Source organism: Modestobacter marinus, from assembly GCF_011758655.1.
Classification (GTDB): Bacteria; Actinomycetota; Actinomycetes; order Mycobacteriales; family Geodermatophilaceae; genus Modestobacter; species Modestobacter marinus.
Map to the genome: position 1 here is coordinate 505,213 of NZ_JAAMPA010000001.1, position 25,707 is coordinate 530,919.

Sequence of the window (25,707 nt, forward strand, 5' to 3'; positions counted from 1 at the left end):
CTCCGCTGCCGACCTGTCCGCATGGCGCCAGGGCGGACGACGAGTCGAGGGAACACCCCTGACCGCAGGTCGGCCTTCACCCGGCTCGCGGTCGGGATGGCCCTCCTCGGCCTCGCCGTGGGCGCGGTCTTCCCGTACTTCGCCGACGTCCTCGGCGTACCCGGCCGGCACACCACCGCCCCCACCTTCCGCGCCGCCTGCCTGGCCGCCGGCCTCGTGCTGGGCTGCGCCAACTGGCTGCTCGTCCGGCGAGTCGTCGGCGCCCGGCTGCGGGTGCTGGCCGGTCGGCTGTCCGACGTCGCCGCCACCGTCGGCAACCCGGTCGCCACCGCCCAGAGCTCGTCGCGGCCGGCCCTCGACCTGGCCCTCCCGGTCGGCTCGCGGGACGACCTGGGCACCACGGCCGCCGCCTTCAACGCCCTGCTGGCCGCCCTGGACCACGAGCGCCGGTTCCGGTCGGTGGTGCACGCGACCAACGACGTGATGGCCCTGCTGACCCCGACCGGCGAGCTCTCCTTCGTCTCCGACTCGGTCGCCACCGTGCTCGGCTGGACCCGCGAGGAGCTGCTGGGCAGGCACGCCGCCGAGCTGCTGAGCGCCGACGACGCCGACCTGTTCACCGACTCGGGCGCACCGATCGCGCCGGACGGTCAGCCCCTGTCCCAGGTGTTCCTGGTCCAGGCCAGGCACCGGGACGGCGGCTGGCGGCACCTGGAGATCAGCTCCTCGGACCGGCGCGACGACCCGGTCATCGGCGGCCTGCTGGTCAGCGCGCGGGACGTGACCGACCGGCTGGAACTCCAGCAGCGGCTGGCCTTCCAGGCCACCCACGACGCGCTCACCGGGCTGCCCAACCGCGCGGCGCTGCTCGCCCGGGGCGCCGAGCTGCTCACCGGGCCGGCCCGGCTCGCCGTGCTGCTGATGGACCTCGACCGGTTCAAGGAGGTCAACGACACCCTGGGGCACAGCTACGGCGACCGGCTGCTCGCCCAGGTCGGCCCGCGGCTGCGGCCACTGGTGCGCGACGTCGACCTGGTCGCCCGGCTCGGTGGCGACGAGTTCGCCGTGCTGCTCCCCGACGTCACCGCGGCCGAGGCCTGCGCCGCGGCGGCCCGTCTGCAGGCCGCCCTCGGCACGCCGTTCCTGGTCGACGGCCTCTCCCTCGACGTCGACGTCAGCATCGGGGTGGCCGTGTCGGGCGCGGAGTCGCTGGAGATCGGCACGCTGCTGCGCCAGGCCGACATCGCCATGTACACGGCCAAGGAGCGGCAGAGCGGGGTGCAGCTCTACGACCCCAGCGCCGACGACCACGACCGGAGCCGGCTGCTGCTGCTCTCCGAGCTCCGCCTCGGCTTGGCCGAGAGCCAGCTGGTGGTGCACTACCAACCGCAGCTGTCGCTGGGCTCGGGCCGGGTCACCGGCGTCGAGGCGCTGGTCCGCTGGCAGCACCCGACCCGCGGCTTGCTGGGCCCGGTGGACTTCCTCCCGGCCGTCGAGCGGACCGCCCTGATCGAGCCGCTCACCGACGCCGTGCTGGACGCCGTCCTGGCGCAGCTGCGGGAGTGGTGCACCGAGGGCATCGCCGTCCCGGTGTCGGTGAACCTGTCGGCGCGTTCGCTGATCCGCGCGGACCTGCCCGACCGGGTGCTGAGCCGGCTGCGCGCCCACGGCGTGCCGGCGGCGATGCTCCGGCTGGAGGTGACCGAGAGCGCCCTGCTGACCGAGCCGGCGCGGGCGGGGGCCGTGCTGGGGCGGCTGCACGCGGCCGGGGTGACCATCTCGATCGACGACTTCGGCACCGGCTTCTCGGCGATGAGCCACCTCAAGCACCTCCCGGTCAGCGAGATCAAGGTCGACCGCAGCTACGTGGCCGAGATGACCTCCTCCACCGAGGACGCCGCCGTGGTCCGCTCGGTCATCGACCTGGGGCACGAGCTGGGGATGACGGTGGTGGCCGAGGGCGTGGAGGACGCCGTCACCGCCGAGGCGCTGGCCTCGCTGCGGTGCGACGTCGTCCAGGGCCACCTCTTCTCCGTGGCCCGGACGGCCGGGGACGTCACCGACTGGCTGCGGAACGCGACCCGCTCGCCGGCCTCGCGCCCCTGAGGCGCCTCGTGCGCGACGGGCCTTGACGCTCGACGCGGAACTCACCTACCGTTGAGTTCATCAGCCGTTGAGTTCTTCGGAGGCCGTCATGGACGCCGTCACCGTCACCGATCTCGTCGTGCACCGTGGCGCCCGGCAGGTCCTGCGGGAGGTGGGGTGCTCGGTCCCCACCGGGCAGGTCACCGGGCTGCTCGGGCCCAGCGGGAGCGGGAAGAGCACGCTGCTGCGCGCCGTCGTCGGCGCCCAGCGGATCCGGTCGGGCACGGTGACCGTGCTGGGTCATCCGGCGGGGTCGGCCGTGCTGCGGTCCCGCGTCGGGTACGTCACCCAGGCGCCCAGCGTCTACGCCGACCTCACTGTCCGGGAGAACGCCCGGCACTTCGCCGCGCTGTACGGGCGGGGTGCTGCGGCCGCCGACGCGGCGGTCGCCGACGTCGGGCTGACCGACGCCGCCGGCCAGCCGGTCGGTGACCTCTCCGGCGGGCAGCGGAGCCGGGCGTCCCTGGCCTGCGCCCTGGTCGGCGACCCCGAGCTGCTCGTGCTGGACGAGCCCACCGTCGGGCTCGACCCGGTGCTCCGGGTCGAGCTGTGGAGCCGCTTCCACACCCTCGCCGCGGCCGGGACGACGCTGGTCGTCTCCAGCCACGTGATGGACGAGGCCGGTCGCTGCGACCGGCTGCTGCTGCTCCGCGAGGGCCGGCTGCTCAGCGACTCCACCCCGGCCGAGCTGCGCGCCCGCACCGGCACCGAGGACCTGGAGCAGGCCTTCCTGACCCTGGTCCGCGACACCGACGGGGCCGTGGCATGACCACCACGCTGCCCTCGCCGCCGCGGCCGACCCCGGTCGTCAGCCCCCGCCTGACCGGGGCCATCGCGGGCCGGGTGCTCCGCCAGCTCCGGCACGACCACCGCACCGTGGCGATGATGCTGGTGCTCCCCAGCGCCCTGCTCGGGCTGCTGTACCTGCTGTGGGCCGACGTCCCCACCCCGCCCGGCCAGCCGGACACCTTCGACCGGATCGGGCTGACCATGCTCGGGGTCTTCCCGTTCGTGGTCATGTTCCTGGTGACCAGCATCGCGATGCTGCGGGAGCGCACCTCCGGCACGTTGGAGCGGCTGCTCACCACCCCGCTGTCCCGGCTGGACCTGCTGCTCGGCTACGGCCTCGCCTTCGGGCTGGCCGCGGCGCTGCAGGCGGTGATCACCGTGGCGATCGCGACCACGGTCTACGACCTGGACGTCACCGGCCCGCTGCCCCTGGTCGTGCTCATCGCCGTCGTCGACGGCGCCCTGGGGGTGGCCCTGGGCCTGCTGGCCAGCGCGTTCGCCCGCAGCGAGTTCCAGGCCGTGCAGTTCATGCCGGTGGTCGTGCTGCCCCAGTTCTTCCTGTGCGGGCTGCTGGTGCCGCGGGAGCAGCTGACCGGGTGGCTGCAGGCGGTCAGCGACGTCCTGCCGCTGAGCTACGCGGTGGAGGCGCTGCAGGAGGTCGGCAGCTCGGCGGAGGCGACGGGCACCATGTGGGTCGACGTCGGCGTGGTGGCCGGCGCGACGCTGCTGGCCCTGGCCCTGGCCGCGGCCACCCTGCGGAGGAGGACCAGCTGAGCGACCCGGCGGCACGACCACGGCGCACCCGCCCGACCGGACGACGTCCGGGGAACCCCGACACCCGGGAGGCGGTGCTCGCCGCGGCCCGGGCCGCGTTCGCCGAGCGGGGCTTCGACGCCGCCTCGATCCGGGTGATCGCCTCGGCGGCCGGGGTCGACCCGGCGCTGGTGCACCACTACTTCGGCAGCAAGGACAAGCTCTTCCTCGCCGCCATCGAGGCCCCGGCCGACCCCGAGGAGCTGCTCCCCGAACTGCTCGCCGGCGGGACGGCGGACCTCGGCGCCAGCGTCGTCCGGCTGCTGCTGCAGGTGTGGGACGGGCCGGGGCGGGCCGCCGGGCTCGCCCTGGTCCGGTCGGCGGTCACGAACGAGTGGACCGCGCGACTGCTGCGGGAGTTCCTCGTCTCCCAGGTGCTGCGCCGGGTGGTCGGCACGCTCGGGCTCCCCCGGGCCGAGGCCGAGGCCCGCGGCTCCCTGGTCGCCTCCCAGCTGATCGGGGTGGTGATGGCCCGCTACGTCCTGCGGGTGGAGCCCTTGGCGTCGGCGTCGGCGGAGGAGCTGGTGGCCGCCGTCGGCCCCACGGTCCAGCGGTACCTGACCGGGGACGTCGACCTCCCGGGTGTGGTTGCGCCCACCACCTAGGCTCTCGCCTCGATGACCAGCGACGAGGCCTTCTCCTTCGCGGCGGACCCGCTGGCCGACCCGGTGTTCGCCGCCTCCGGGGCCCGGCCGGCCGCCGTCTGCCGGGGGGTGGGCAAGACCTACCGGACGGCGACGGAGTCGGTCACCGCCCTGGACGACGTCAGCGTGGAGATCCCCCGCGCCCGGGTGACCGTGGTCGTCGGCCCGTCGGGTTCGGGCAAGTCCTCCCTGCTGCGGCTGCTGGCCTGCATCGACTCCCCCGACGCCGGGGAGGTGCTCATCGCCGGCCAGCGGGTCGACCAGCTGGGCGCCCGGGCCCGCCGGGCGCTGCGGCAGCGGCAGGTCGCCTACCTCTTCCAGCGCCCGGGCGAGAACCTGCTGCCCTACCTGGACGCCGTCGCCCAGATCCGGCTGGCGGCCTCGCTCCGCGGCGCCCCGGTCACCGCCGCCGAGGCCCTCGCCCTGCTCGACCGGCTCGGGCTGGCCGAGCGCGCGGACCACCACCCGGCGCAGCTGTCCGGCGGTGAGCAGCAGCGGCTGGCGGTGGCCTGCGGCGTCGTCGGCGACCCGGCGCTGGTCGTCGCCGACGAACCCACGGCGGAGCTGGACACCGCCGCCGCCGAGCGGGTGCTCATCGCGATGGAGGACCTCGCCGCGGCGGGCGTGGGCTTCGTCATCTCCTCGCACGACCCCCGGGTGATGGCCATCGCCGACGGCTTCGTGCGGCTGGACCACGGCCGGCTGGTGACCTCGTGAACGCCCGGCTGCAGCCGGCCGGCGGGTTCGCGGCCACCGGGCTGGTCAAGCGGTTCCGGCGCGGCGCGGAGACCGTCTCGGCGCTGGCCGGGGTCGACCTGCAGGTCGACCCCGGGGAGTTCGTCGCCCTCGTCGGCCCCTCCGGGTCCGGGAAGAGCACCCTGCTCACGCTGCTGTGCGGCTGGGAGACCGCCGACGGCGGACAGCTGGCGTACCTCGGCCCGCTCGCCGGCCGGCGTCCCGACGGCTTCGGCTGGCGGGACCTGGCCCTGGTGCCCCAGGCGCTCGGCCTGGTCCCCGACCTCAGCCTGGCCGACAACGTGCTCCTGCCGGCCCGGCTGAGCGGCACGCTGGCCGCCGAGGAGGCCCGCGCCCGGTCGCTGCTGACCGCCTTCGGCGTCGACCACCTCGCCGACCGCTACCCGCACCAGGCCTCCCTCGGCGAGCAGCAGCGGGTCGCCGTCGCCCGGGCGCTGCTGCTGCGGCCCGCGGTGCTGCTGGCCGACGAGCCCACCGCCCACCAGGACCGCGGCCACGCCGACCGGCTGCTCGACGCCGTCGCCGACGCCGCCCACGAGGGCTCCGCGGTGCTCATCGCCACCCACGACGAGGTCGCCTGGGCGCGCGCCGACCGGGTGCTGTCCATGCGCGACGGCGTGGTCACCGAAGGCGCCCCCTCGTGAGCCGGCCACCGCTGTGGCGGCTGGCCCCGTGGAGCCGGGCACCCTGGCTCGGCCTGCGCCAGCCGGCCGCCGTCGTCGCGGTGCTGGTGACCTCGGCGATCCTGGCCTGCGCGGTCGCCTCCGCCCCGCTGTTCCTCTCCTCGGCCCGCTCCGCGGCGCTGCAGCAGCAACTGGCACCCCAGTGCGCCGAGGCCGGCTGGGCCCGGACCGGCACCTACGTCAACGACTTCGGGGAGCCGGTGACGCCGGCGGGCGCCGGGGCCTTCGCGGACCGCTTCGCGGACGCCTGGGGCGAGCAGGGCCGCACCAGCCGGCCGGTGCTGCAGGTCGCGACGTCGGTCAACGCCGCGGGCAACCCGCAGGCCGGCTTCCCCGTCCAGGGCGTGGACGGGCAGCGGCTCAGCCAGTCGGCCATCGCCCTCTGGCGGCCCGACGCGCTCGAGCACGTCGAGGTGCAGGCCTCGGTCGACCGGCCCGGGCTCTGGCTGCCGGCCGGCTACGCAGCGGCAGCCGGCGCGACCGCCGGGGACACGGTGACCGTCGCCGGGCAGCCGATGCTCGTGGCCGGCGTCTACACCGACCTGTTCGACGTGCCGCCCCAGGAGTACTGGTGCGACTACGAGGCGCTGTTCCTGAACCGGACGTCGGCGAACGTGCCACCACCGGCGCTGCTGCTGACCAGCGACCGCCCGACGCTGCTCGACATCGCGGCGGCCGCCGGCGGGATCGGCGTGGCCGAGCAGGTGCCGGCCGACGGCAGCACCCTGACCGCCAGCGCCGCCCGGCGCCTGGACCGCGCCCAGCAGCAGGCCCAGGAGGCGGCGGGGCTGCCGGGGCTGGAGCCGGACACCAACCCGCGGCTGCCCGAGGCGGCCCAGCGCGCGGCGCTGATCGAGGCGGGGCTGCGCGGACCCGTCGTCCCGGTGGCGGTCGCCGGCGCCCTGCTCGCCCTGGTGCTGGTCGCCTCCGCCGGCAGCTTCTGGGCGGACCGCCGGTCCACCGAGGTGCGGCTGCTGGCTGCCCGCGGGGTCGGGCCGGTGCCGCTGGCCGGCAAGGCGGCGCTGGAGCTCGGGCTGCCCGCGCTGGTCGGCGCGGCGCTGGGCTGGGCGGCGTCCCGGCTGCTGATCGCCGGGCTCGGACCCGCCGACGAGCTGGACCCGGCGGCCACCACCGCCGCGCTCTGGGCCGGGGTCGCCGCCTTCGTGGTCGGGCTCGGATCGGCTGCCGTGGTCGCCGGCCTGCGGGCCCGGGGCACCGCCGAGCGGCCGCTGGGGGCCGCCCCGCGCTGGCCGGTCCGGGTGCCCTGGGAGCTGGCCCTGCTGCTGGCCGCCGGCTGGTGCTGGGTGCTGCTGGCCGAGCGCGACGCGGTGGTCAGCGAGGGCAACGTGGCCCAGGTCAACGGCCTGCTCGTCGCCTTCCCGCTGCTCGCCATCGCGGGGGGCGCCGTCCTCCTCGGCCGACTGCTCACCGCCCTGCTGCCGCGGCTGCGGCGCTGGGCCGGCCGCCGCTCCCCCGCCGTCTTCCTCGCCGTAAACCGGCTCACCGCGGCCCGGCTGGCCACCGCCACGCTGCTGGTCGCCGTCACCCTGCCGGTCGCCGTCCTCGGCTACACCGCGACGCTGACGGCGAGCTCGCAGACCACCCTGGACGCCAAGGTCGGCGTGCAGATCGGGGCGGCCCGGGCGGTCCTGTCGGTGTCCGAGGTGCTGCCCACCGCGGCGATCGACGAGGTCGGCACGCTCGTCCAGCGGTACGACGGCAGCGCGGTCGGCAGCGACGGGGCGCGCACCGACGTCCAGGTCCTCGCCGTCGACCCCGACGACCTCGCCGGCACCGCTTTCTGGGACGACTCCTTCGCCGACCAGCCCCTCGCCGCGCTGATGGCCGCCCTGCAGGGGCCGGAGGTCGAAGGCCGGCTGCCGGTGGTCGCGGCCGGGCTGCCGATCGGGGACGCCGGGCTGCAGCTGGGGCGCGCCCCGGTGGGCGCCGAGGTCGTCGCCCGGGCCCGGGTGCTGCCCGGCCGCCGGACCGCCGACCCGGTGGTGCTCGTCGCCGCCGACCGGCTGCCGGAGATCACCCGCGACGCCGGCGCCGCCCGGGTCTCCGAGGTCTGGACGAACGGCGCGCTCGGCCCGGCCACCGAGGCGCTGTCCGAGGCCGGCGGCCTCCGGTCCCGGGTGCTGGAGCCGGCCGCCGTGCAGCAGACCGCCAACTTCCTGGGCATCACGTGGACCTTCGGCTACCTCTCCGCCCTCGCCGTCTTCGTCGGGGTGATCGCCGTCGGCGGGCTGCTGCTGTACCTGGAGGCGCGCTCCCGCAGCCGCGTCTCCGGGTACGTGATGGCCCGCCGGCTGGGGCTCTCCCGCGGGGCGCACCTGCGCTCGCTGCTCGTCGAGCTGGTCGGGGTGGCCGTGGCCGGGCTGCTGCTGGGCGCGCTGCTGGCGGCGGGGGCGGTGGCGCTGGTGTACCGGCGGCTGGACGTCGACCTGCTGCGCCCGCCCACGCCGCTGCTGGACGTCCCCTGGCCGGCGATCGCCGGGACGGCGGTGGCCACCGTCGTCGTCGCCGGGCTCGCGGCGCTCTACGCCCAGCGTGCGGCCGACCGCGCCGACCCGGCCAGCGTGCTCCGCGAGGACGCCTGAGGCAGGACCGCCGGGCAGCTCGTGGCCGGGTCACCCGACCACCGTCTGATCAGGTGCGCGGCGCCCGGGCGAGCTGACGGCTCTGGGCGACCAGCCGGCCGGTGGAGTCCCAGATCCGGTAGTCCTCGTCCAGCCAGCCGCCGGCGATCTCGCCGGCCCGGGCCTCGACCAGGCACCAGCCCGGTGCCGGCAGGGCCCGCACGAGCACCTGCAGCTGCACCGTGGGCGCCCAGCCGAACAGCCCGACGGCCCAGGAGGTGGGCGGCAGCGCGTCGGCGAAGGTGACCAGCGCCAGCGGGTCGGGTTCGCGACCGTCGGCGAACCGCAGCCAGGCCCGCATCATCGGCTCCTCAGCCGGCTGCCCCAGCGCCCAGCCGGCGGTCAGCGGGTCCAGCCGGACGTCGACCCGCTCGGTGAGCCCCGGCACCGACACCGACGACGGCGCCAGGTGGGCGTTCTCGGCGATCGACACGCAGTCCTGCACGGGGGTCGCAGCCGGCATCGGCGAGGAGAACGACGCGGCGTCGGCGGTGAGCGTCGCCGTCGTCGCCTGGACGGTCACCGCAGGCCCGGCGGCGTCGGCCAGCACGACGGCCGAGTGGGCCAGCGTCCGCCCGGCCGGCCCCGGGGTGACGGTCAGCGTCGCCGGTCCGGCCGCGGCGGCGTGCAGGTAGCTGGCCGACAGCGCGACGGGGTGGGCGTGCGAGGACTCCAGCACGGCGGCCCGGGCGGCGACCGACAGCAGGTACCCGCCGTTCAGGATGCCGCCGCCGACGTCCCATCCCGGGTCCAGCTCGGCGGCCAGGCCACCGCCCTCGGTGCGGGCGACGGCGGTCGCGGTGTCGAAGGCGGAGCGGGGTTCGGTCTGCGGCACGGCGGACAGAGTGCCAGGCCCACCGTCACGAACCGGGTGCCGCGATGACCAGGTGCCCGATCTGCCCGATGCGGGCGACCAGGTGACCCGGTCGCGGCAGGGCTCAGCCGACCGGCCAGGCGGCCACCCGCTCGTAGCGCGGCTGGGGGCCGAGGCGGCTGCGCCACAGCACGACCTCGGGCACCGGCCAGGCCGGCCCCCGGTACCCGGCCAGCCGTCCGGGCAGGTCGCCGTCCGCCGGCTGGCCGGGCCGCCACCGCCCCACGGTCAGGTGCGCCCGGAACGGCCGGTCCTCGACGGTCAGGCCGACGCCGCGGGCGGCGGCGGCCAGCCGCCCGGCGAGCGCGGTCAGCTCCGGCACGTCGCCGCCCAGCCCGACCCAGCAGACCGTGGGACGGCGGCGCGACCCGAACCGCCCACCGCCGGCCAGCTGCAGGGAGATCGGCGGGGTGGCGGCGACCGCGGGGGCGACCGCCGTCCGCAGCGGCGCCAGCAGGGGCGCGGGGACCTCACCGAGGAACACCAGGGTCAGGTGCCACCGGGACGTCGGCGTCCACCGCGGCGCGCCAGGAGCCGGACGCAGTGGCTCGAGCGCCCGGTCGAGGTCGGTGACGGCGGTGCCGGGCGGGTCGACGGCGAGGAACAGCCGGCCGGCCGAGGGAGGCGGGGGTGCCGACCCGGTCAGCCGGTCACCACCAGCCCGGCTGCCTCCAGCGCCCCGAGCAGCCGGATCCGCTCGAGCTCGCGGGCCTCCTCGGGCACCTCGGTCAGCTGCTGGGGCACCTCGAGCAGCGCGGCGGCCTCGACGAGCAGGTCGTCGTAGGCGGCCAGCAGGCCGCGACGCCGCTCCATCGGCATCCCCCCGGGCACCATGGCGAGCTCGCGGGCGAGCCGGCGCAGGTCGGCCGCGACCCGCTCCAGTGGTCGGTGCGGGCGCTCGAGCGGCCCGCCCGGCGCGGTGTCCCGCGGCACGCGACGCCCGGCGGGATGGGAACCGGTGGCCCGGCGGCGGGGCGGCGCCCCGGCGGTGGCCGGACGGGTGGCGGCCGGCGGGGCGCTCCGGGCCCGGCGGCGGGCGGCCCGGTCTGCCTGGAGCTGGCCGGTGGCCCAGCGGACCAGCAGGAGCAGGACGGCGACGCCCACGACCAACAGGGCGACGGTGCCACCCAACTGCAGCAACGACGCCCCGGTTTCCGCGGAGACAGACCCTCCTGAGGGCACGGACCGACCGTACGTCGGGCATCGCCCTGTGACAATGCGAACGCTGAGCGCTACCGAGTCGGTCACGCGCTGCGGTCGGAGGACAGACGGAGTGTGACCTTCACCGCACCCGGTCGCGCGTCCCCTCCTCCGCCGGACCCTCGCCGTCGGCCACGGCAGCCAGCCCGGCGGCCCGGGCCGGCGACGTGGCGGCCGCGACGTGCAGCTGCATGCTGGGTGGGCGGACGTGCAGCTCGAGCCGCACCTGGCGCCCCCGGGAGAGCACCGCGCCGGCCGCGGCGGCCACCACCACGACGACCAGGCCGCCGCCGATGAAGCCCCAGGGCGCACCGAAGCGCTCGGAGATCCAGCCGACCAGCGGCGCACCGGCCGGCGTCCCGCCCAGGAAGCACATGAAGTACAGCGCCAGCACCCGGCCGCGCATCTGCGGTTCGACCCCCAGCTGCACGAAGCTGTTGCAGGCCACGCTGAAGACCAGCGCCGCCGCACCGGTCGGGACGAGCACGGCGGCGAACGCGTAGTAGTTCTCCATCAGCCCGCTGACCACCAGCAGCAGCCCGAAGACGATCGCGGAGACGATGAGGAACCGCTGCAGCGGCCGGGTGCTGCGCCGGGTCGACAGCAGCGCGCCGGACAGCGAGCCCACGGCGAAGGTGGTGGAGAGCAGCCCGAACGCGCCGGCGCCCAGGTCGAAGACCTCGCGGGCCATCAGCGCGATGGTGATCTGGGAGTTGAAGCCGAAGGTGCCCACGACGAAGGCGAGCAGCATCGCCAGCTGCAGGTCCGGGTGCTGCCGGGTGTAGAGCAGGGTCTCCCGCAGCTGCCCGCGCGAGCGGGCGACCGGGGTGCTGCGGCTCAGCTCCCCGACCCGCATCGCGGCGAGCGAGGCGATGGTGACGGCGAACGTGGCGGCGTTGACCAGGAACGCCGGGGCGGTGTCCCCGCCCGAGACGGCGATCAGCGCCCCGGCCACCGCGGGCCCCACCAGCCGGGCGCTGTTGAACACCGTGGAGTTCAGGCTGACCGCGTTGGTCAGCAGCTCCGAGCCGACCATCTCCGAGACGAACGACTGGCGCACCGGGACGTCCAGCGACGAGACCACGCCCAGGCCCAGCGCCAGCAGGTACACGTGCCACAGCGCGATCGAGTCGGTGGCGACCAGCAGGCCCAGCCCCAGGGCGAGCACGCCCATGACGGCCTGGGTGAGCATCAGCACGCGGCGCTTGTCGTACCGGTCGGCCAGCACCCCGCCGTAGAAGCTGAAGAACAGGGTCGGCCCGAACTGCAGGGCGGTGGTGATGCCCAGCGCGACGCCGCTGTCCCCCGACAGCTGCAGCACCAGCCAGTCCTGCCCGATGCGCTGCATCCAGGTGCCGGTCTGGCTGACCAGGTTGGCCGAGACGTACAGCCGGAAGTTGCGGACGCGCAGCGCCCGGAACATGCCGGCGCGGGGGGCGGGGTCAGGAGGCGTCGAGGTCACCCACTGGCGAGCTTGTCCATGATCACCGCAGCCTCGCGCAGCACGTCCCGCTCGTCGGGGGACAGCTCCTGCAGGCGCCCGGCCAACCAGGCCTCGCGGGCCCGGACCTCCTCGGTGAGCAGCTCCTCGGCCGCCGGGGTGAGGTCGATGACCACCTGCCGCCCGTCGGTGGGGTGCGGCGTGCGGGTGACCAGGCCCCGGGACTCCAGCGCGACGACCACCCGGGTCATCGACGGCGGCTGCACCCGCTCGTGCGCCGCCAGCTCCCCCGGGCTCATCGCACCGTGCCGCTTGAGCGTCGACAGCGCCGCCAGGTGGGTCAGCGTCACCGAGGTGTCCACCCGCTGGTTGCGCAACCGCCGGGAGAACCGCATGACGGCCAGCCGCAGGTCGTGGGCGAGCGCCGCGGTGTCCAGCGTCGTCCGTGCCACGTCTGCCACCTTAACCGGAGTAGAAAGCCTGCCTAACGAACGGGGACGGGCAGGGACGGCCCCCGTCCCGGGAGGACGGGGCTCCTTCGTCAGAGCAGCTGCTGGATCGGCTCGAGCGCGAAGTAGACGACGAAGACGGCGGCGACCACCCACATCAGCGGGTGCACGTCGCGCCGGCGGCCGACCGCCAGCCGCAGCAGCACGAAGCTGATCACGCCGGCGCCGATGCCGTTGGTGATCGAGTACGTGAACGGCATCAGCGCGATGGTCAGGAAGGCGGGGATGACCAGGGACATGTCGTCCCAGGACAGGTCGCGGATCTGGCTGATCAGCATGGCGCCCACGATCACCAGCACGGGTGCGGCGGCCTCCGAGGGCACCACCTGCACCAGCGGGGTGAAGAAGGCGGCGACCAGGAAGACCACGCCGGTGACGACGCTGGCCAGGCCGGTGCGGGCGCCGTCCCCGACGCCGGCGGCGCTCTCGATGTAGGTGGTGTTCGACGAGATGCTGGAGGCACCACCGGCCGCGGCGGCCAGCGAGTCGACCAGCAGGACCGGCTGGGAGCGGGGCAGGTTGCGGTCCTCGTCGAGCAGGTCACCCTCGGCGCCGACCGCCGTCACGGTGCCGACGGTGTCGAAGAAGTCCGCGATCATGATCGAGAAGACGATGAGCAGGGCGGCCAGGACGCCGATCCGCTCGAAGCCGCCGAACAGCGAGAAGTTGCCGATCAGCGACAGGTCGGGCAGGCCGAACCAGTCGTCGGGCCACGAGGGCACCTGCAGCGCCCAGCCCCGGGCGTTGAGCTCGTTGCCGTCGGGGCCCACCCGCGGCCCGACGCCGGCGATCGCCTCGACCACGATGGCGAACAGCGTCGTGACCACGATGCCCAGCAGCAGCCCACCCCGGACCTTGCGGACCACGAGCACGCTGGTGACCAGCAGGCCGACGACGAAGGTGAGCAGCGGCCACCCGGCGAGCTGACCCCCGACGCCGAAGCTGATCAGCGGCGAGCCGGGGCGGATGACCCCGGCGTCGGCCAGCCCGATGATGGTCAGGAAGAAGCCGATGCCGACCGCGATGGCGATCTTCAGCTGGGCCGGGATCGCCTCGAACACCGCCCGGCGGAAGCCGGTGAGGACCAGCACGGTGATGAGCAGGCCCTCCAGCACGACCAGCCCCATCACCTCGGGCCAGGTGAGCTGGGTGGCCGCGTAGACGGCGACGATCGCGTTGATGCCCAGGCCGGTGGCCAGCGCGAACGGGTACCGCCCGACGATGCCCATGGCGATGGTCAGCACGCCGGCGACGAACGCCGTGACGGCGGCGACCGAGGCGAAGGGCAGGGTGTTCCCCGCGACGTCCGCGCCGGACAGGATGATCGGGTTCAGCACCACGATGTAGGCCATCGCGAAGAACGTGGTGAAGCCACCGCGGACCTCGCGGCCGACCGTGGACCGCCGCTCGGTGATCGAGAAGAAGCGGTCCAGCCCGTTCTTGGGGCGGACCCGCGGCCCGGGGCTGCGGCGCGGGCCGGTCACGACCTCGGCGGGGGTGCCGGCGTCGGCCGGTGCGGGCGCGGCGCCGACTGCGGTCGCACCGGTGCCGCCGGGGACCTTGGCGGCACGCTTGCGGGACTTGTCGGGCATGGGTGGACCCCCGGGGACGGCGACCGGCACGGCTCCGGCAGGGGTCGACGTGCCCCGGCGGGCCGCCCGGCGCGGGTGGCATCGAGCGGCGACAGAGTGCCACACCGCCCGGGCGCGTCGGACGGACCACCGTTCCGACCTGCGGTCCAGCGGCCTAGGGTCGGGGCGTGCCCGCTCCGACCCGGCCCTCGCCGCCACCCCTGCAGGTCGACACGGTGCGGGTGGTCCTGACGGGTACCGCGCTGTGGGCGATCGCCCTGGTGGTGCTGCTGTTCCTCGGCGACCGGGTCGACCCGGTCTGGACGTGGACCTGCGTGGCCGGTGTCGTGCTGCCCGGCCTCGGGCTCGCGCTCATGCGCTGGCAGGGCCAGCGCTGACCGCCGCCCCGGTCGACCGGCCCTGCGTCAGATGACGTCGAAGTCCGCGGTGTCGTAGCGCGCCGTGGGGGTGAACTCGGCCGGCTCGCCGTCGGTGCGCTCCAGGCTGGCCTGGCTGTGCGCGCCGCAGCCGTAGTCGGCGGTGACGACGTGCCCGTCGGCCGGGGCGTAGGCGTTGCTGCAGGCCCCGAGCGACAGCCGCAGCGAGCCGGCCAGCGGCAGGTAGAACCCGCAGGTCGCGCAGGGACCGGGGGCGTGCCGGGCCATCGACGAGCGCGGCCCGAAGTCGCCCTCCCGCCAGCGCTGCGCGGCCTCGATCCGCCCCTCGGGTGAGAGCACCCGCTCCCGGCCGATGCCCAGCTCCTCGGCGACGACGCGGCCGGCCGGGTCCTCGGCGGAGTCGTCGTCGGCCAGGTACGCGGGCACCAGGCGGGCGTCGTCCTCGGTGGAGGGCAGCACGTCGCCCACCGACAGGTCGCCGGGGCGCAGCCGCTCGTGCCACGGCACCCAGGCCGGTGCGAGCAGCGCGGAGTCACCCGGCAGCAGCACGACCTCGTCGAGGGTGGCCTCGTCCGAGCCGGGCACCGCGGCCAGCGTCACGGCCCAGTGCCAGCCGGCGTAGCCGGGCAGGGTGGCGGCGAAGGAGTGCGTGCCGACGACGCCGAGCGCGGGGTCGGGCTGCTCCGCCAGCGCCTCCGGGGTCACCTCCAGGTGCTCCCCGACCGCCGCCGGGTCACCGGCCACCTCGATCGCGGCAGCCCGGGCCTGCTCGACCGCAGCGGCCAGCACCTCGTCGGGAGAGGAGCCAGGGGACGCGGCGGCAGGAGTCGATTCGGACACGCCCTCCATTGTCCCCGATGGCGGCGAGGACGTCCCGGCCAGGGATGCCTCCTTCCACCCGCGTCGCGCACAGGTGGCTGCGGCACCATGGGGCTCGGGACCACACCACCGGGTCACCCACACACCACCGATCGGGAGGCAAAGCCGTGAACGGCGCAGGACGTGCATCGGGGACGGCGCTGCTGAGCGGGGTGCTGCTGCTCGCCGGGTGCGGCGACGCCGACAGCGCCGGCGGGACCGCCGAGGACGGCGACGGCGGGACCGTCCCCTCGATCACCGTCCGGGCCGGTGGCGACCCGATCACCGTCGACCCGACCCAGTACTGCCTGGACGGCGAGGGGCAGCGCTACCGGACCGATCCGACCTACCTCGAGGTCGCGCCGGACACCCAGGTCCTGCTGGAGGTGCCCGACGTGGTCGCCGAGGCCGGCTGGAGCGTCCAGGTGTTCGACGAGCGGCTCCAGGAGCGGATCGGCGACATCGACGTCCCGGCGGGCAGCGCCGAGTTCGACGAGATCAACACCTCCGACGTCGTCCCCCCGACCTACTACCTGGTGGTCGTGGAGGACTCCGACACCGACGCCTGCGAGGGCCTCTCCGGTGCTTGGCCGGTGGGCTTCATCCGCGCCGACGGCGCCGCCACGACGACCGGCTGACGGCCCCACCGCCGGGGCAGCGGGGCCCTGCGTCAGGCGTCGAGGTCGGCGGCGACCGCGCGCAGGACCGCGGCCACCTTGCGGGCCATCGGCTTGTCGGGGTGGCGGCCGTGCCGCATGCCCTCCGAGACGCCGTCCAGCAGCTTGATCAGGTCCTCGATGATCGGCACCAGGTCGTCGGGCTTCTTGCGGGTGCCGGCGACCGCGGACGGCAGCGGGTCGAGCACCTGGACCTGCAGCGCCTGGTCACCGCGGCGCCCCTGGACGATGCCGAACTCCACGCGCTGGCCGGGCTTGAGCTCGGTGGTGCCGGCGGGCAGCGCGTCCTTGTGCACGAACACGTCCGGGCCGCCCTCGTGCGCGAGGAAGCCGAAGCCCTTCTCCGCGTTGAACCACTTCACCTTGCCGCTGGGCACGTCGATCCCTCAGTCACTCGTCCGGTTCCCGGCCGTCGCGGCCGGTGGCGTCGGCAGCCGGTGACGGCTGCTCGGTCCACCAGGTTAGTCACCGACACAGACCGCGCAGCCACCCGTTTTCCGGCGCGCGGAGAGCCGCCTCAGGCGAAGCGGGAGGCGGCCGCCGCCTGCAGGCCCAGCTCCTCGATCGACACCTCGCGCATCTCGACCTTGCGCACCTTGCCGGTGACCGTCATCGGGAAGGCGTCGACGACCTTCACGTACCGCGGCACCTTGTAGTGGGCCAGCTTGCCGGCACAGAAGGCCCGCAGCCGCTCCGCCGTGAGCTCCTCCGCGCCGTCGCGCAGCCGCACCCAGGCCATCAGCTCCTCACCGAGACGCGCGTCGGGGACGCCGATCACCTGGGCCTCGACGACGTCGGGGTGGGTGAAGAGGAACTCCTCGATCTCCCGCGGGTACACGTTCTCCCCGCCGCGGATGACCATGTCCTTGATCCGCCCGACGATGTTCAGATAGCCGGCGTCGTCCATCACGGCCAGGTCGCCGGTGTGCATCCAGCGGGCGGCGTCGAGCACCTCGGCGGTCTTCTCCGGCTCGTCCCAGTAACCGAGCATCACCGAGTAGCCGCGCGTGCAGAACTCACCGGTCTGCCCGCGCGGGACGGTCAGCCCGGTCCGCGGGTCGACCACCTTGACCTCCAGGTGCGGGTGCACCCGCCCGACGGTCGACGTCCGCCGCTCCAGGTCGTCGTCGGCGCCGGTCTGGGTGGACACCGGCGAGGTCTCGGTCATGCCGTAGCAGATGGTCACCTCGGCCATCCCCATCTCGTCGACCACCCGCTTCATCACCTCGACCGGGCAGGGTGAGCCGGCCATGATCCCGGTCCGCAGGCTGGAGAGGTCGTAGGAGGCGAAGTCCGGCAGCGCCAGCTCGGCGATGAACATCGTCGGGACGCCGTAGAGGGAGGTGCACCGCTCCTCCTGCACCGCCCGCAGCGTCGCCGCCGGGTCGAAGCCGGGCGCCGGGATCACCATCGTCGCGCCGTGCGAGGTGCAGCCCAGGTTGCCCATGCCCATGCCGAAGCAGTGGTAGTAGGGCACGGGGATGCAGACCCGGTCGGCCTCGGTGTAGCCGCAGCCCTCGCCCACGAAGAACCCGTTGTTGAGCAGGTTGTGGTGGGTGAGCGTGGCGCCCTTCGGGAAGCCCGTCGTCCCCGACGTGTACTGGATGTTGATCGGGTCGTCGGGTGAGAGCTGCGCCGCCCGCTCGGCCAGCCGCGCGCGGTCGGCGGCCCGGCCGGTGTCCAGCAGCTGCGTCCACTCCTGGTCGCCGAGGAAGACGACGTCCCGCAGCGCGGGACAGTCCGCGCGCACCTCGTCGACCATCGCGCGGTAGTCGCTGCCCTTGAACTCCGGTGCGGCCACCAGCACCGAGATGCCCGCCTGGCGCAGCACGTAGGAGAGCTCGTGGGTGCGGTAGGCGGGGTTGATGTTCACCAGGACGGCGCCGAGCTTCGCCGTCCCGTACTGCACGAAGACCCACTCGGCGCAGTTCGGCGCCCAGATGCCCACCCGGTCGCCCTTGGCCACGCCGAGGGCGTCGAGGCCGAGCGCGCAGGCGTCGACCTCGGCGACCAGCTCCGGGTAGGTCCAGCGGCGACCGGTGGCGCACTCGACGAGCGCCTCGTGGTCGCCCACCCGCGCTGCCGTCCGATCGAGGTCGTCCCCGATCGTGTCGCCCAGCAGGGGCACCGTGGAGGTGCCGCTGCTGTAGGACGGCAGCGCGGGCGCGGTCACCGTCCCTCGCCCGCCATCAGACCGGCCCGGTTCGGCTTGTCCACCGGGTGGGCGTAGCGCAGCCGCTCCGGCGGGAGCGGGAAGGCGTGGTCCTCACCGAACGGGGAGAGGCCACCGGCCATCTCGCTGACCAGCTCGGTCACCGGCGGGCCGTCACCGGTCGACTGCCCCCAGGTCGGCTCGACCAGGTGAGCGTGCTTCGCCTTGCGCTTGGACATGCCGCCTCCAGTTGCTGTGCCAGGCCCGGGAGTGCGCCCCGGGTGCCTCACCTGCCATCTTCCCGCGTCGCCCCCCGCTCGCGCACGCCGCGGGTGGCCGTGTCGCTGGGAGGGGTCACCGCCGGGCGGCCCGCCGGGCGCCGTAGACCGTGCCGGCCCCGTCGGCGGTCAGCAGCCACTCCCGCGGGGAGACCTCGGCGTAGCGCACCTCGGCGCCGTCCAGCCGCTGCACGGCGCGGGTGCGCCAGACCGCCGTGGACACCAGTTGCAGCCGCAACGGCTCGTCGGTGAGCTCGTCGTAGCCGGCCGGCTCGACCTGCAGCAGCGCCGGGCCGGCGATCCGCAGCCGCCCGTGCTGCCACGACTCGCGGGCCAGGGCGGCGGTCCAGCGGCGGGCGCGCAGCCAGGCGCCCAGCCCGATGACGGCCACGACGACCCCGCCGACGACGAGCAGCACGACCATCGACCCGGCGAACGGCGGCCGCGCCCCGCCGTCGGCGGTGATCCGGACGACGGCGGCGCCCAGCAACCAGCCCAGGAGGACGGCGACCACGCCACCGGCCAGCCAGCGCAGCGCCCCCGCCCGGAGCGCGGCCAGGTCGGTGCGGGTCTGCGGGTCGTCGAGCGCGGGCACCCCGGGATGGTGACAGAGCCCGGCCGCCCGAGCGGGCACGCCGGGGCGCGACGTAGCGTGGACCGGATGTCTCCGGACCAGCCCGCCACGCTCGCCGCCTGGCTGCGCACCCGCACCGACGAGCAGCTGGGCGCCCTCCTGGTCGCCCGGCCCGACGTCGCGCGCCCGGCCCCCTCCGACGTGGTGGGGCTGGCGACCCGGCTCGCGGTGCCCGTCTCGGTCGACCGCGCGCTGGACGAGCTGGACGCCGCGACGCTGCAGGTGCTCGACGCGGTGCTGCTCTCCCCCACCGACGGCGTCGCCCGCACGGAGCTGCCCGCGCTGCTGCCCGACGTCCCGGCCGAGGTGGTCGACGCCGCCGTCGAGACGCTGACCGGCCGGGCGCTGCTGTGGGGTGACGCCGACCTGCACGCCCCCGAGCCGGTGCGCCGGGCGGTCCGCTACCCCGCCGGGCTCGGCCGCCGGGCCACCGACCTGCGGGTGCCCCTCCCCCGCGACCTGCCCGGCACGCTCGCCGACCTCGCCGCCGACGAACGCACGGTGCTCGAGCGGCTGGCCGGCGACCGCCCGGTCGGCCACCTCCCCGACAGCACCGACGGCGCGCTGAGCCCGGCCCGCCGGTTGCTGCAGGCCGGGCTGCTGGCCCGGATCGACGCGGTCAACGTCGAGCTGCCCCGCGAGATCGGCCAGGCGCTGCGCGGCGACCGCCCGCTCGGCCCGCCGAGGCTGCGGCCGGAGCCGGAGGTCAGCGAGCGCGACCCGGCCGTCGTCGACCGCCAGGCCGCCGGCGCTGCGCTCGAGGTGCTCAGCCGGGTGAACGACGTGCTCACCGCGCTGGAGGAGGAACCGGCCGGTCTGCTGCGCAGCGGCGGGCTGGGCGTCCGGGACCAGAAGCGGCTGGCCAAGGAGCTGCGCATCGCCGAGACCGACCTCGCCTTCCTGGTCGAGGTCGCGCACGCCGCGGGCCTGCTGGACGTCGGCGGCGCGCAGCGCGACGAGTGGCTGCCCACCCGCGGCTACGACGCCTGGCGCGAGCAGGACCTCGCCGACCGGTGGGCGCTGCTGGCCGCCGGCTGGCTGACCAGCGTGCGGCTGATCTCCCTGGTGGGACAGCGCGACGTGGCCGGCAAGGCGGTCAACGTGCTCTCCCCCGACGTCGTCCGGCAGACCGCGCCCACGCTGCGGCGCTCGGCGCTGGGCGTGCTGGCCGAGTTCCCGCCCGGCCAGGGCCTGACCGCGCCGGAGCTGGTGGCGCTGCTGCGCTGGCGCACCCCGCGGCGGGCCGACCGGCTGGCCCCGGTGCCCGACCTTCTCGCCGAGGCCGAGCGCCTGGGCGTGGTGGTCGGCGGCGTGCTGAGCAGCGGCGGCCGCGGGCTGCTCACCGGCGGGGAGGACGAGGCCGCGGACGCGATGCGCGGGCTGCTGCCGGCCCCGGTCGACCACGTCCTCGCCCAGCCCGACCTGTCGCTGATCGCCCCCGGGCCGCTGGTGGCCGACCTGGCCGCCACCCTCGCGGTCGTCGCCGACGTCGAGTCCTCCGGCGGGGCCACGGTGTACCGGGTCTCCGACGGCAGCATCCGGCGGGCGCTGGACTCCGGCTGGTCGGCCAACGAGCTCCACGACTTCTTCACCCGGGCCTCCCGCACGCCGGTGCCGCAGGCGCTGGAGTTCCTGATCGACGACGTGGCCCGCCAGCACGGGCGGCTGCGGGTGGGCGCGATCGAGTGCTACGTCCGCTCCGACGACCACGGCCTGGTCTCCCAGGTGCTCAGCGACCGGCGCACCGCCGGCGCAGAGCTGCGCCGGCTGGCCCCGGGTGTGCTGGTCAGCGGACTGGGCGCCGACGAGGTGCTCACCGTGCTGCGCGCCGCCGGGTACGCGCCGGCCGGCGAGTCCTCCGGCGGTGCCGTGCTGACCCGGCCGAAGGCGCCACCGCGGGCGGCCGGTCGCCGTCCCGGTGCGGTGGCCGCCGTGGGCCCGCGCCCGCTCGCGCCCGACGACGTCGCCGCGACGGTGCGCGAGGTCCGGGCCGGGGACGCCGCCCTCGCGGCCCGGCGCACCGAGCCGGTGCGCCAGGTGCCCGGGGTGACCACCGCGAGCACGCTGGAGCTGCTGAGCCGGGCCGTGCGCGAGGGGCTGGCCGTCTGGCTGGGCTACGTCGACGCGCAGGGCAGCGGCAGCCAGCGGGTCGTCCAGCCGGTGTCGCTGAGCGGCGGCTTCCTGCAGGGGTTCGACGAGGGGCGCGGGGAGAGCCGCACCTTCGCCGTCCACCGGATCACCTCGGTCGCGCTGGTCGACGCCGAGGACGCTGCCGCGTCGTCCTGAACTCTGTTCCCTTGATCGGGTGAGTCCGGGATGATCAACCACCCGCCCGGCGTTGCGCGGATCAGTTGGTATGTGCAACCAGCTGTCGGGCAGCAGGTCCCGGACATGCGCTGGTTGCCGCCGCGGGTGAGGAGCGTGGAGATGACGAGGCAGCGAACGGTCGCCGATCGGCTGGCGGCGGCACTGGGTGCGGTGCTGGGGACGACGGAGCCACCCGTGCGGCTGCGCGGCTGGGACGGCTCCCTGGCCGGGCCCCCCGGCGCACCGGTGCTCGCGATCCGCTCCCGGCGGGCACTGCGCCGGCTGGTCTGGTCGCCCGGACAGCTCGGCCTGGCCCGGGCCTACGTCGCCGGGGACATCGACATCGAGGGCGACGTGTTCGCCACCTTCGCGGCGCTGCGGTCGGCGGGCAGGCTCGGCGAGACCGGCCCGATGGCCCCGCCCACCTGGCGCGAGCGGCTCGGCCTGCTCGGCACCGCGGTGGCGCTGGGGGCGATCGGCCCGGAGCCGGCGCCGCCGGCCGAGGAGGTCGACCTCGGCCGGGCCGGGCGGCGACACTCGCGCTCCCGTGACGCGGCGGCGATCTCGCACCACTACGACGTCGGCAACGACTTCTACGCCCTCGTCCTCGGCCCCTCGATGGTCTACTCCTGCGCCGTCTGGGAGACCCCGGAGACCGGGCTGGACGCCGCCCAGGAGGCCAAGCTCGACCTGGTCTGCCGCAAGCTCGGGCTGACGCCGGGGTCGCGGCTGCTCGACGTCGGCTGCGGCTGGGGGTCGATGGCCATCCACGCCGCCCAGCGGTACGGCGCCGACGTCGTGGGGATCACGCTGTCGGAGGAGCAGGCCCGGATGGCCCGCAAGCGCGTCGCCGAGGCCGGCCTGACCGACCGGGTCGACATCCGGGTGCAGGACTACCGCGCCGTCGACGACGGGCCCTTCGACGCGATCAGCTCGATCGGCATGGCCGAGCACGTGGGCCGGGGGCAGATGCCCGAGTACGTCGCGGCTCTGCGCGCGCTGCTGCGCCCCGGCGGGCGGCTGCTCAACCACGCGATCAACTGGAACGCCGGCACGACCACCCCCGACCCGGACACCTTCATCTCCCGCTACGTCTTCCCAGACGGCGAACTGCTGGGGCTGGGCGAGACGGTCGGCCTGCTGGAGTCGGCCGACCTCGAGGTGCTGGACGTCGAGGCGCTGCGCCAGCACTACGCGCTCACCCTGCGGGCCTGGGTGCAGTTGCTGGAGCAGAACTGGTCCGCCGCCGTCGCCGCCTCCAGCGAGGGCCGGGCGCGGGTCTGGCGGCTGTACATGGCCGCCTGCGCGCTCGCCTTCGAAGGCGGTGACATGGGCGTCAACCAGGTGCTGCTGCAGAAGACCGGCGGGGAGCAGCCCCCGCTCCGCCGGACCGCCTGGACCTGACGGCCCCTGCTGTCCCCGGCTCAGCCGTGGTGGACGGCCTCCACGTTGTGCCCGTCGGGGTCGCGGAGGAAGACGGCGTAGTAGCCCGGGTGGTACTCCGGCCACTCCCGGGGCGGGTGGAGCACCTCCGTACCGGCGGCCCGGGCGGCGTCGTGCACCGCGTCGACGGCGGCCCGGTCGGGGGCCTGGAAGCCGACGTGCAGCTCCCGGGTCTCCCCCGCCCCGGCGGCCGGGCTGAGCCAGAAGTCCGGCACGCCGTCCGGACCGCTGAGGCCGACGACGGAGGAGTCCCCCACCGGGAAGCGGACGACCTCCCGCATGCCGATCGGCGCGAACGTCCGCAGGTAGAAGGCCAGGGACGCCTCGACGTCGGCGACCTGGACCCCGAGGTGGTCGAGCATGCCGGGACGGTAGCGGCCCGGCACCGCGGGCGGGGGCTCCCGGCGCTCGGCGCTGGGTGGGTCCGACGGAACTGCCACGGCGCCAGGGAGCAGCGTCCTGCCGCGGCTCAGCAGTCGAAGACCGACCAGCAGATGTCGTTCCGCAGCCGCTGGTCGTCGAGGACGAGCGCGCGGATCGGCTCGGGCAGCTGGTCGCGCTGCCACTGGCACTCCGACCGCCCTGCGGCATCGGTCATGCCGTCCGGTGCCGCGGCACGGGCTGCCTTGATCGCGTAGGCGGCTGCACCGAGCTCGTGTGCCGCGACGTGCGCGACGGCACCGGCCTGGCCCGCCGCGTAGGCGGCGTGCCGTGCTGCTCCACGCAGCTCCCGCGCCGCTCCCATGGCGTGCCCGCCCGCCGCACGGGCCTGCATCATCGGCAGCTCGCCGCGGACCCAAGCGCGGGCGGCCCCGATCGCGTCCCGTGGTCGCGGGTCCTGCGGGCGGACCGCCTCGAACAGGCCCAGCACGTGCTCGGCGCAGGCCGCCGCCCACAGTGCGAGGAGGTGGTGGTCCGAGTCGGTGAGCGTTCCCCCACGACGGATCGTCACGAACCGGGGATCGCGGACCGTCGGGAGGATCATGGGACGAGCCTGCCGCACGGAGCACCACCCCGTCCGGGAGACCGGGCTCGGGGCGGAAGTACCGGCCGCCGTCCGGCGTTACCGTGGACAGTCCGGCGTGCGGCAGTCTGCGCGCCCCCCTCATCTCCCAGCACCGGAGGCGTGCCCGCGTGAGCGACGGCCCCCTGATCGTCCAGTCCGACAAGACGCTGCTGCTCGAGGTCGACCACCCGTCGTCCAAGGAGTGCCGGGCGGCGATCGCCCCGTTCGCCGAGCTGGAGCGCTCCCCCGAGCACGTGCACACCTACCGGGTCACCCCGCTGGCCCTGTGGAACGCCCGCGCCGCCGGCCACGACGCCGAGCAGGTCGTCGACGCCCTGGTCCGCTACTCCCGCTACCCCGTGCCGCACGCCCTGCTGGTCGACATCGCCGACACGATGGACCGCTACGGCCGGCTCACCCTGGCCAACAACCCGGTGCACGGGCTGACCCTGACCAGCACCGACAAGGCGGTGCTGGAGGAGGTCGTCCGCAGCAAGCGGGTGGCGCCGATGCTGGGCGCCCGGATCGACGCCGACTCGGTCGTCGTCCACCCCTCCGAGCGCGGCCGGCTCAAGCAGGCGCTGCTGAAGATCGGCTGGCCGGCCGAGGACCTCGCCGGCTACGTCGACGGGCAGGCCCACCCGATCGCCCTCGACCAGGCCGACTGGCACCTGCGCGACTACCAGCAGCAGGCCGTCGACGGCTTCTGGGCCGGCGGCTCCGGCGTCGTCGTCCTGCCGTGTGGCGCCGGGAAGACGCTGGTCGGTGCCGCGGCGATGGCCGAGGCCAAGGCGACCACGCTGATCCTGGTCACCAACACCGTCTCCGGGCGGCAGTGGAAGCGCGAGCTCATCGCCCGCACCACGCTGACCGAGGAGGAGATCGGCGAGTACTCCGGCGAGCGCAAGGAGATCCGGCCGGTCACCATCGCCACCTACCAGGTGATCACCACCCGCCGGAAGGGCGAGTACCGGCACCTGGACCTCTTCGACGCCCAGGACTGGGGCCTGATCGTCTACGACGAGGTGCACCTGCTCCCGGCGCCGATCTTCCGGCTCACCGCCGACCTCCAGTCCCGCCGCCGGCTCGGGCTGACCGCGACGCTGGTGCGCGAGGACGGGCGCGAGGACGACGTCTTCTCCCTCATCGGGCCCAAGCGCTACGACGCTCCCTGGCGGGACATCGAGGCGCAGGGGCACATCGCGCCGGCCGAGTGCGTCGAGGTCCGGGTCAGCCTGGACGACGAGGAGCGGATGACCTACGCCGTCGCCGAGCCCGAGGAGCGCTACCGGATCGCGGCGACCGCCCAGTCGAAGCTGCCGGTGATCCGCCGGGTGCTGGAGCGGCACCCCGAGGAGCAGAAGCTGGTCATCGGGGCCTACCTCGACCAGCTCGACGAGCTCGGTGCCGCCCTCGACGCCCCGGTCATCCAGGGGTCGACGACCAACAAGGAGCGGGAGCGGCTGTTCCAGGCCTTCCGCACCGGCGAGATCAAGACCCTCGTCGTCTCCAAGGTCGCCAACTTCTCCATCGACCTGCCCGAGGCCGCCGTCGCGGTGCAGGTGTCGGGCACGTTCGGCTCCCGGCAGGAGGAGGCCCAGCGGCTCGGCCGGGTGCTGCGCCCCAAGGCCGACGGCCGCCAGGCGCACTTCTACACCGTGGTCAGCCGCGACACCCTGGACAGCGAGTACGCCGCCCACCGGCAGCGCTTCCTCGCCGAGCAGGGCTACGCGTACACGATCGTGGACGCCGCCGACCTGGCCGGCCCCGGCGAGGTCAACGGCCCCGACTGGGTCGACGAGCCCGCCGACTGACGACCGGCCACATCGAGGAACGCCCCGTTGCTGGAACTCGGCAACGGGGCGTTCCTCGTCCCACCCCTGGTTC

25 protein-coding genes are annotated in these 25,707 nt (G+C 75.3%); 12 read left to right on the forward strand and 13 right to left on the reverse strand.

All coding sequences use genetic code 11. From position 1 onward, the window contains the following. Window positions 1-96: 96 nt before the first annotated feature. The 7 genes from FB380_RS02420 to FB380_RS02450 all read left to right on the forward strand — a co-directional run bounded on the left by FB380_RS02420 (window position 97) and on the right by FB380_RS02450 (window position 8,433). Window positions 97-2,106, forward strand: a complete 2,010-nt coding sequence (locus FB380_RS02420) for a putative bifunctional diguanylate cyclase/phosphodiesterase (RefSeq protein ID WP_166753688.1) — start codon at window positions 97-99, stop codon at window positions 2,104-2,106. Between the two features lie 88 nt (window positions 2,107-2,194). Next, on the forward strand, window positions 2,195-2,914 hold the full coding sequence (locus tag FB380_RS02425; RefSeq protein WP_166753689.1) for an ABC transporter ATP-binding protein: 720 nt from the start codon (window positions 2,195-2,197) through the stop codon (window positions 2,912-2,914). Further along, entirely contained in the window at window positions 2,911-3,708 is a 798-nt protein-coding gene (locus tag FB380_RS02430) for an ABC transporter permease (protein WP_166753690.1), read from the forward strand. Before FB380_RS02425 ends, FB380_RS02430 begins: the two co-directional genes overlap by 4 nt. 74 nt (window positions 3,709-3,782) lie before the next feature. After that, a complete protein-coding gene (locus FB380_RS02435; protein ID WP_208382732.1) occupies window positions 3,783-4,352 on the forward strand; it encodes a TetR/AcrR family transcriptional regulator in 570 nt (189 codons plus the stop codon). Window positions 4,353-4,364: 12 nt separating this feature from the next. Further along, the gene (locus tag FB380_RS02440) at window positions 4,365-5,108 is read left to right on the forward strand and encodes an ABC transporter ATP-binding protein (protein WP_166753691.1); all 744 of its coding nucleotides are present in this window, start codon (window positions 4,365-4,367) and stop codon (window positions 5,106-5,108) included. Next, the gene (locus tag FB380_RS02445) at window positions 5,105-5,791 is read left to right on the forward strand and encodes an ABC transporter ATP-binding protein (protein WP_166753692.1); all 687 of its coding nucleotides are present in this window, start codon (window positions 5,105-5,107) and stop codon (window positions 5,789-5,791) included. Before FB380_RS02440 ends, FB380_RS02445 begins: the two co-directional genes overlap by 4 nt. Then, complete coding sequence (locus tag FB380_RS02450; protein ID WP_166753693.1) at window positions 5,788-8,433, forward strand: ABC transporter permease family protein; 2,646 nt, start codon at window positions 5,788-5,790, stop codon at window positions 8,431-8,433. Before FB380_RS02445 ends, FB380_RS02450 begins: the two co-directional genes overlap by 4 nt. Before the next feature lie 49 nt (window positions 8,434-8,482). Here FB380_RS02450 and FB380_RS02455 read toward each other — a convergent pair whose 3' ends face one another. The 6 genes from FB380_RS02455 to FB380_RS02480 all read right to left on the reverse strand — a co-directional run bounded on the left by FB380_RS02455 (window position 8,483) and on the right by FB380_RS02480 (window position 14,088). Next, complete coding sequence (locus FB380_RS02455) at window positions 8,483-9,307, reverse strand: thioesterase family protein (protein WP_166753694.1); 825 nt, start codon at window positions 9,305-9,307, stop codon at window positions 8,483-8,485. Window positions 9,308-9,410: 103 nt separating this feature from the next. Next, on the reverse strand, window positions 9,411-9,992 hold the full coding sequence (gene thpR, locus FB380_RS25775; RefSeq protein WP_166755992.1) for an RNA 2',3'-cyclic phosphodiesterase: 582 nt from the start codon (window positions 9,990-9,992) through the stop codon (window positions 9,411-9,413). Further along, the gene (locus FB380_RS25780) at window positions 9,989-10,528 is read right to left on the reverse strand and encodes a hypothetical protein (RefSeq protein WP_166753695.1); all 540 of its coding nucleotides are present in this window, start codon (window positions 10,526-10,528) and stop codon (window positions 9,989-9,991) included. Before FB380_RS25780 ends, thpR begins: the two co-directional genes overlap by 4 nt. A 100-nt stretch (window positions 10,529-10,628) precedes the next feature. Then, window positions 10,629-12,008 carry an MFS transporter gene (locus FB380_RS02470; RefSeq protein ID WP_229682340.1) on the reverse strand — a complete coding sequence of 460 codons (1,380 nt, stop codon included), beginning with the start codon at window positions 12,006-12,008 and terminating at the stop codon, window positions 10,629-10,631. Next, entirely contained in the window at window positions 12,005-12,439 is a 435-nt protein-coding gene (locus FB380_RS02475) for a MarR family winged helix-turn-helix transcriptional regulator (protein ID WP_166753696.1), read from the reverse strand. Before FB380_RS02475 ends, FB380_RS02470 begins: the two co-directional genes overlap by 4 nt. Before the next feature lie 89 nt (window positions 12,440-12,528). Next, complete coding sequence (locus FB380_RS02480) at window positions 12,529-14,088, reverse strand: NCS2 family permease (RefSeq protein ID WP_166753697.1); 1,560 nt, start codon at window positions 14,086-14,088, stop codon at window positions 12,529-12,531. Between the two features lie 167 nt (window positions 14,089-14,255). On the opposite strand from FB380_RS02480, the gene FB380_RS02485 reads away from it, so the two are divergent. Beyond that, on the forward strand, window positions 14,256-14,465 hold the full coding sequence (locus FB380_RS02485) for a DUF2530 domain-containing protein (RefSeq protein ID WP_166753698.1): 210 nt from the start codon (window positions 14,256-14,258) through the stop codon (window positions 14,463-14,465). 27 nt (window positions 14,466-14,492) lie between these two features. On the opposite strand, the gene FB380_RS02490 is transcribed toward FB380_RS02485, so the two are convergent. Next, entirely contained in the window at window positions 14,493-15,314 is an 822-nt protein-coding gene (locus FB380_RS02490; RefSeq protein ID WP_208382733.1) for a DUF3027 domain-containing protein, read from the reverse strand. A gap of 137 nt (window positions 15,315-15,451) precedes the next feature. On the opposite strand from FB380_RS02490, the gene FB380_RS02495 reads away from it, so the two are divergent. After that, on the forward strand, window positions 15,452-15,961 hold the full coding sequence (locus FB380_RS02495) for a DUF2771 family protein (RefSeq protein ID WP_229682339.1): 510 nt from the start codon (window positions 15,452-15,454) through the stop codon (window positions 15,959-15,961). 32 nt (window positions 15,962-15,993) lie between these two features. On the opposite strand, the gene FB380_RS26305 is transcribed toward FB380_RS02495, so the two are convergent. The 4 genes from FB380_RS26305 to FB380_RS02515 all read right to left on the reverse strand — a co-directional run bounded on the left by FB380_RS26305 (window position 15,994) and on the right by FB380_RS02515 (window position 19,025). Further along, a complete protein-coding gene (locus FB380_RS26305; protein ID WP_166753701.1) occupies window positions 15,994-16,377 on the reverse strand; it encodes a cold-shock protein in 384 nt (127 codons plus the stop codon). 140 nt (window positions 16,378-16,517) lie between these two features. Next, window positions 16,518-18,173: an AMP-binding protein gene (locus tag FB380_RS02505; protein WP_166753702.1), complete on the reverse strand. Its 1,656-nt coding sequence runs from the start codon at window positions 18,171-18,173 to the stop codon at window positions 16,518-16,520. Then, a complete protein-coding gene (locus FB380_RS02510; protein ID WP_166753703.1) occupies window positions 18,170-18,391 on the reverse strand; it encodes a hypothetical protein in 222 nt (73 codons plus the stop codon). The genes FB380_RS02505 and FB380_RS02510 overlap by 4 nt, the downstream gene beginning before the upstream one ends. A 115-nt stretch (window positions 18,392-18,506) precedes the next feature. Next, window positions 18,507-19,025, reverse strand: a complete 519-nt coding sequence (locus FB380_RS02515; protein WP_166753704.1) for a hypothetical protein — start codon at window positions 19,023-19,025, stop codon at window positions 18,507-18,509. A gap of 66 nt (window positions 19,026-19,091) precedes the next feature. On the opposite strand from FB380_RS02515, the gene FB380_RS02520 reads away from it, so the two are divergent. Further along, window positions 19,092-21,350 (forward strand): helicase C-terminal domain-containing protein, encoded by a 2,259-nt coding sequence (locus FB380_RS02520; protein ID WP_166753705.1) that lies wholly within the window; start codon window positions 19,092-19,094, stop codon window positions 21,348-21,350. A 141-nt stretch (window positions 21,351-21,491) separates the two neighbouring features. Then, complete coding sequence (locus FB380_RS02525) at window positions 21,492-22,775, forward strand: SAM-dependent methyltransferase (protein ID WP_166753706.1); 1,284 nt, start codon at window positions 21,492-21,494, stop codon at window positions 22,773-22,775. Between the two features lie 20 nt (window positions 22,776-22,795). Here the strand turns inward: FB380_RS02525 and FB380_RS02530 are convergent, their stop codons facing one another. Continuing rightward, window positions 22,796-23,176: a VOC family protein gene (locus tag FB380_RS02530; protein ID WP_166753707.1), complete on the reverse strand. Its 381-nt coding sequence runs from the start codon at window positions 23,174-23,176 to the stop codon at window positions 22,796-22,798. 107 nt (window positions 23,177-23,283) lie between these two features. Next, the gene (locus FB380_RS02535; RefSeq protein WP_166753708.1) at window positions 23,284-23,799 is read right to left on the reverse strand and encodes a putative immunity protein; all 516 of its coding nucleotides are present in this window, start codon (window positions 23,797-23,799) and stop codon (window positions 23,284-23,286) included. A gap of 149 nt (window positions 23,800-23,948) precedes the next feature. On the opposite strand from FB380_RS02535, the gene FB380_RS02540 reads away from it, so the two are divergent. Continuing rightward, entirely contained in the window at window positions 23,949-25,634 is a 1,686-nt protein-coding gene (locus FB380_RS02540) for a DNA repair helicase XPB (protein WP_166753709.1), read from the forward strand. Window positions 25,635-25,707: the final 73 nt, after the last annotated feature.

Excerpts from the sequence above, each read along its gene's own strand:
- FB380_RS02425 (WP_166753689.1), top strand. The coding sequence starts at position 2,195 with ATGGACGCCGTCACCGTCACCGATCTCGTCGTGCACCGTGGCGCCCGG.
- FB380_RS02510 (WP_166753703.1), bottom strand. The coding sequence starts at position 18,391 with ATGTCCAAGCGCAAGGCGAAGCACGCTCACCTGGTCGAGCCGACCTGG.
- FB380_RS02420 (WP_166753688.1), top strand. The coding sequence starts at position 97 with ATGGCCCTCCTCGGCCTCGCCGTGGGCGCGGTCTTCCCGTACTTCGCC.
- FB380_RS02520 (WP_166753705.1), top strand. The coding sequence starts at position 19,092 with ATGTCTCCGGACCAGCCCGCCACGCTCGCCGCCTGGCTGCGCACCCGC.
- FB380_RS02525 (WP_166753706.1), top strand. The coding sequence starts at position 21,492 with ATGACGAGGCAGCGAACGGTCGCCGATCGGCTGGCGGCGGCACTGGGT.
- FB380_RS02535 (WP_166753708.1), bottom strand. The coding sequence starts at position 23,799 with ATGATCCTCCCGACGGTCCGCGATCCCCGGTTCGTGACGATCCGTCGT.
- FB380_RS02490 (WP_208382733.1), bottom strand. The coding sequence starts at position 15,314 with ATGGAGGGCGTGTCCGAATCGACTCCTGCCGCCGCGTCCCCTGGCTCC.
- FB380_RS02440 (WP_166753691.1), top strand. The coding sequence starts at position 4,365 with ATGACCAGCGACGAGGCCTTCTCCTTCGCGGCGGACCCGCTGGCCGAC.
- FB380_RS02480 (WP_166753697.1), bottom strand. The coding sequence starts at position 14,088 with ATGCCCGACAAGTCCCGCAAGCGTGCCGCCAAGGTCCCCGGCGGCACC.
- FB380_RS02430 (WP_166753690.1), top strand. The coding sequence starts at position 2,911 with ATGACCACCACGCTGCCCTCGCCGCCGCGGCCGACCCCGGTCGTCAGC.
- FB380_RS02530 (WP_166753707.1), bottom strand. The coding sequence starts at position 23,176 with ATGCTCGACCACCTCGGGGTCCAGGTCGCCGACGTCGAGGCGTCCCTG.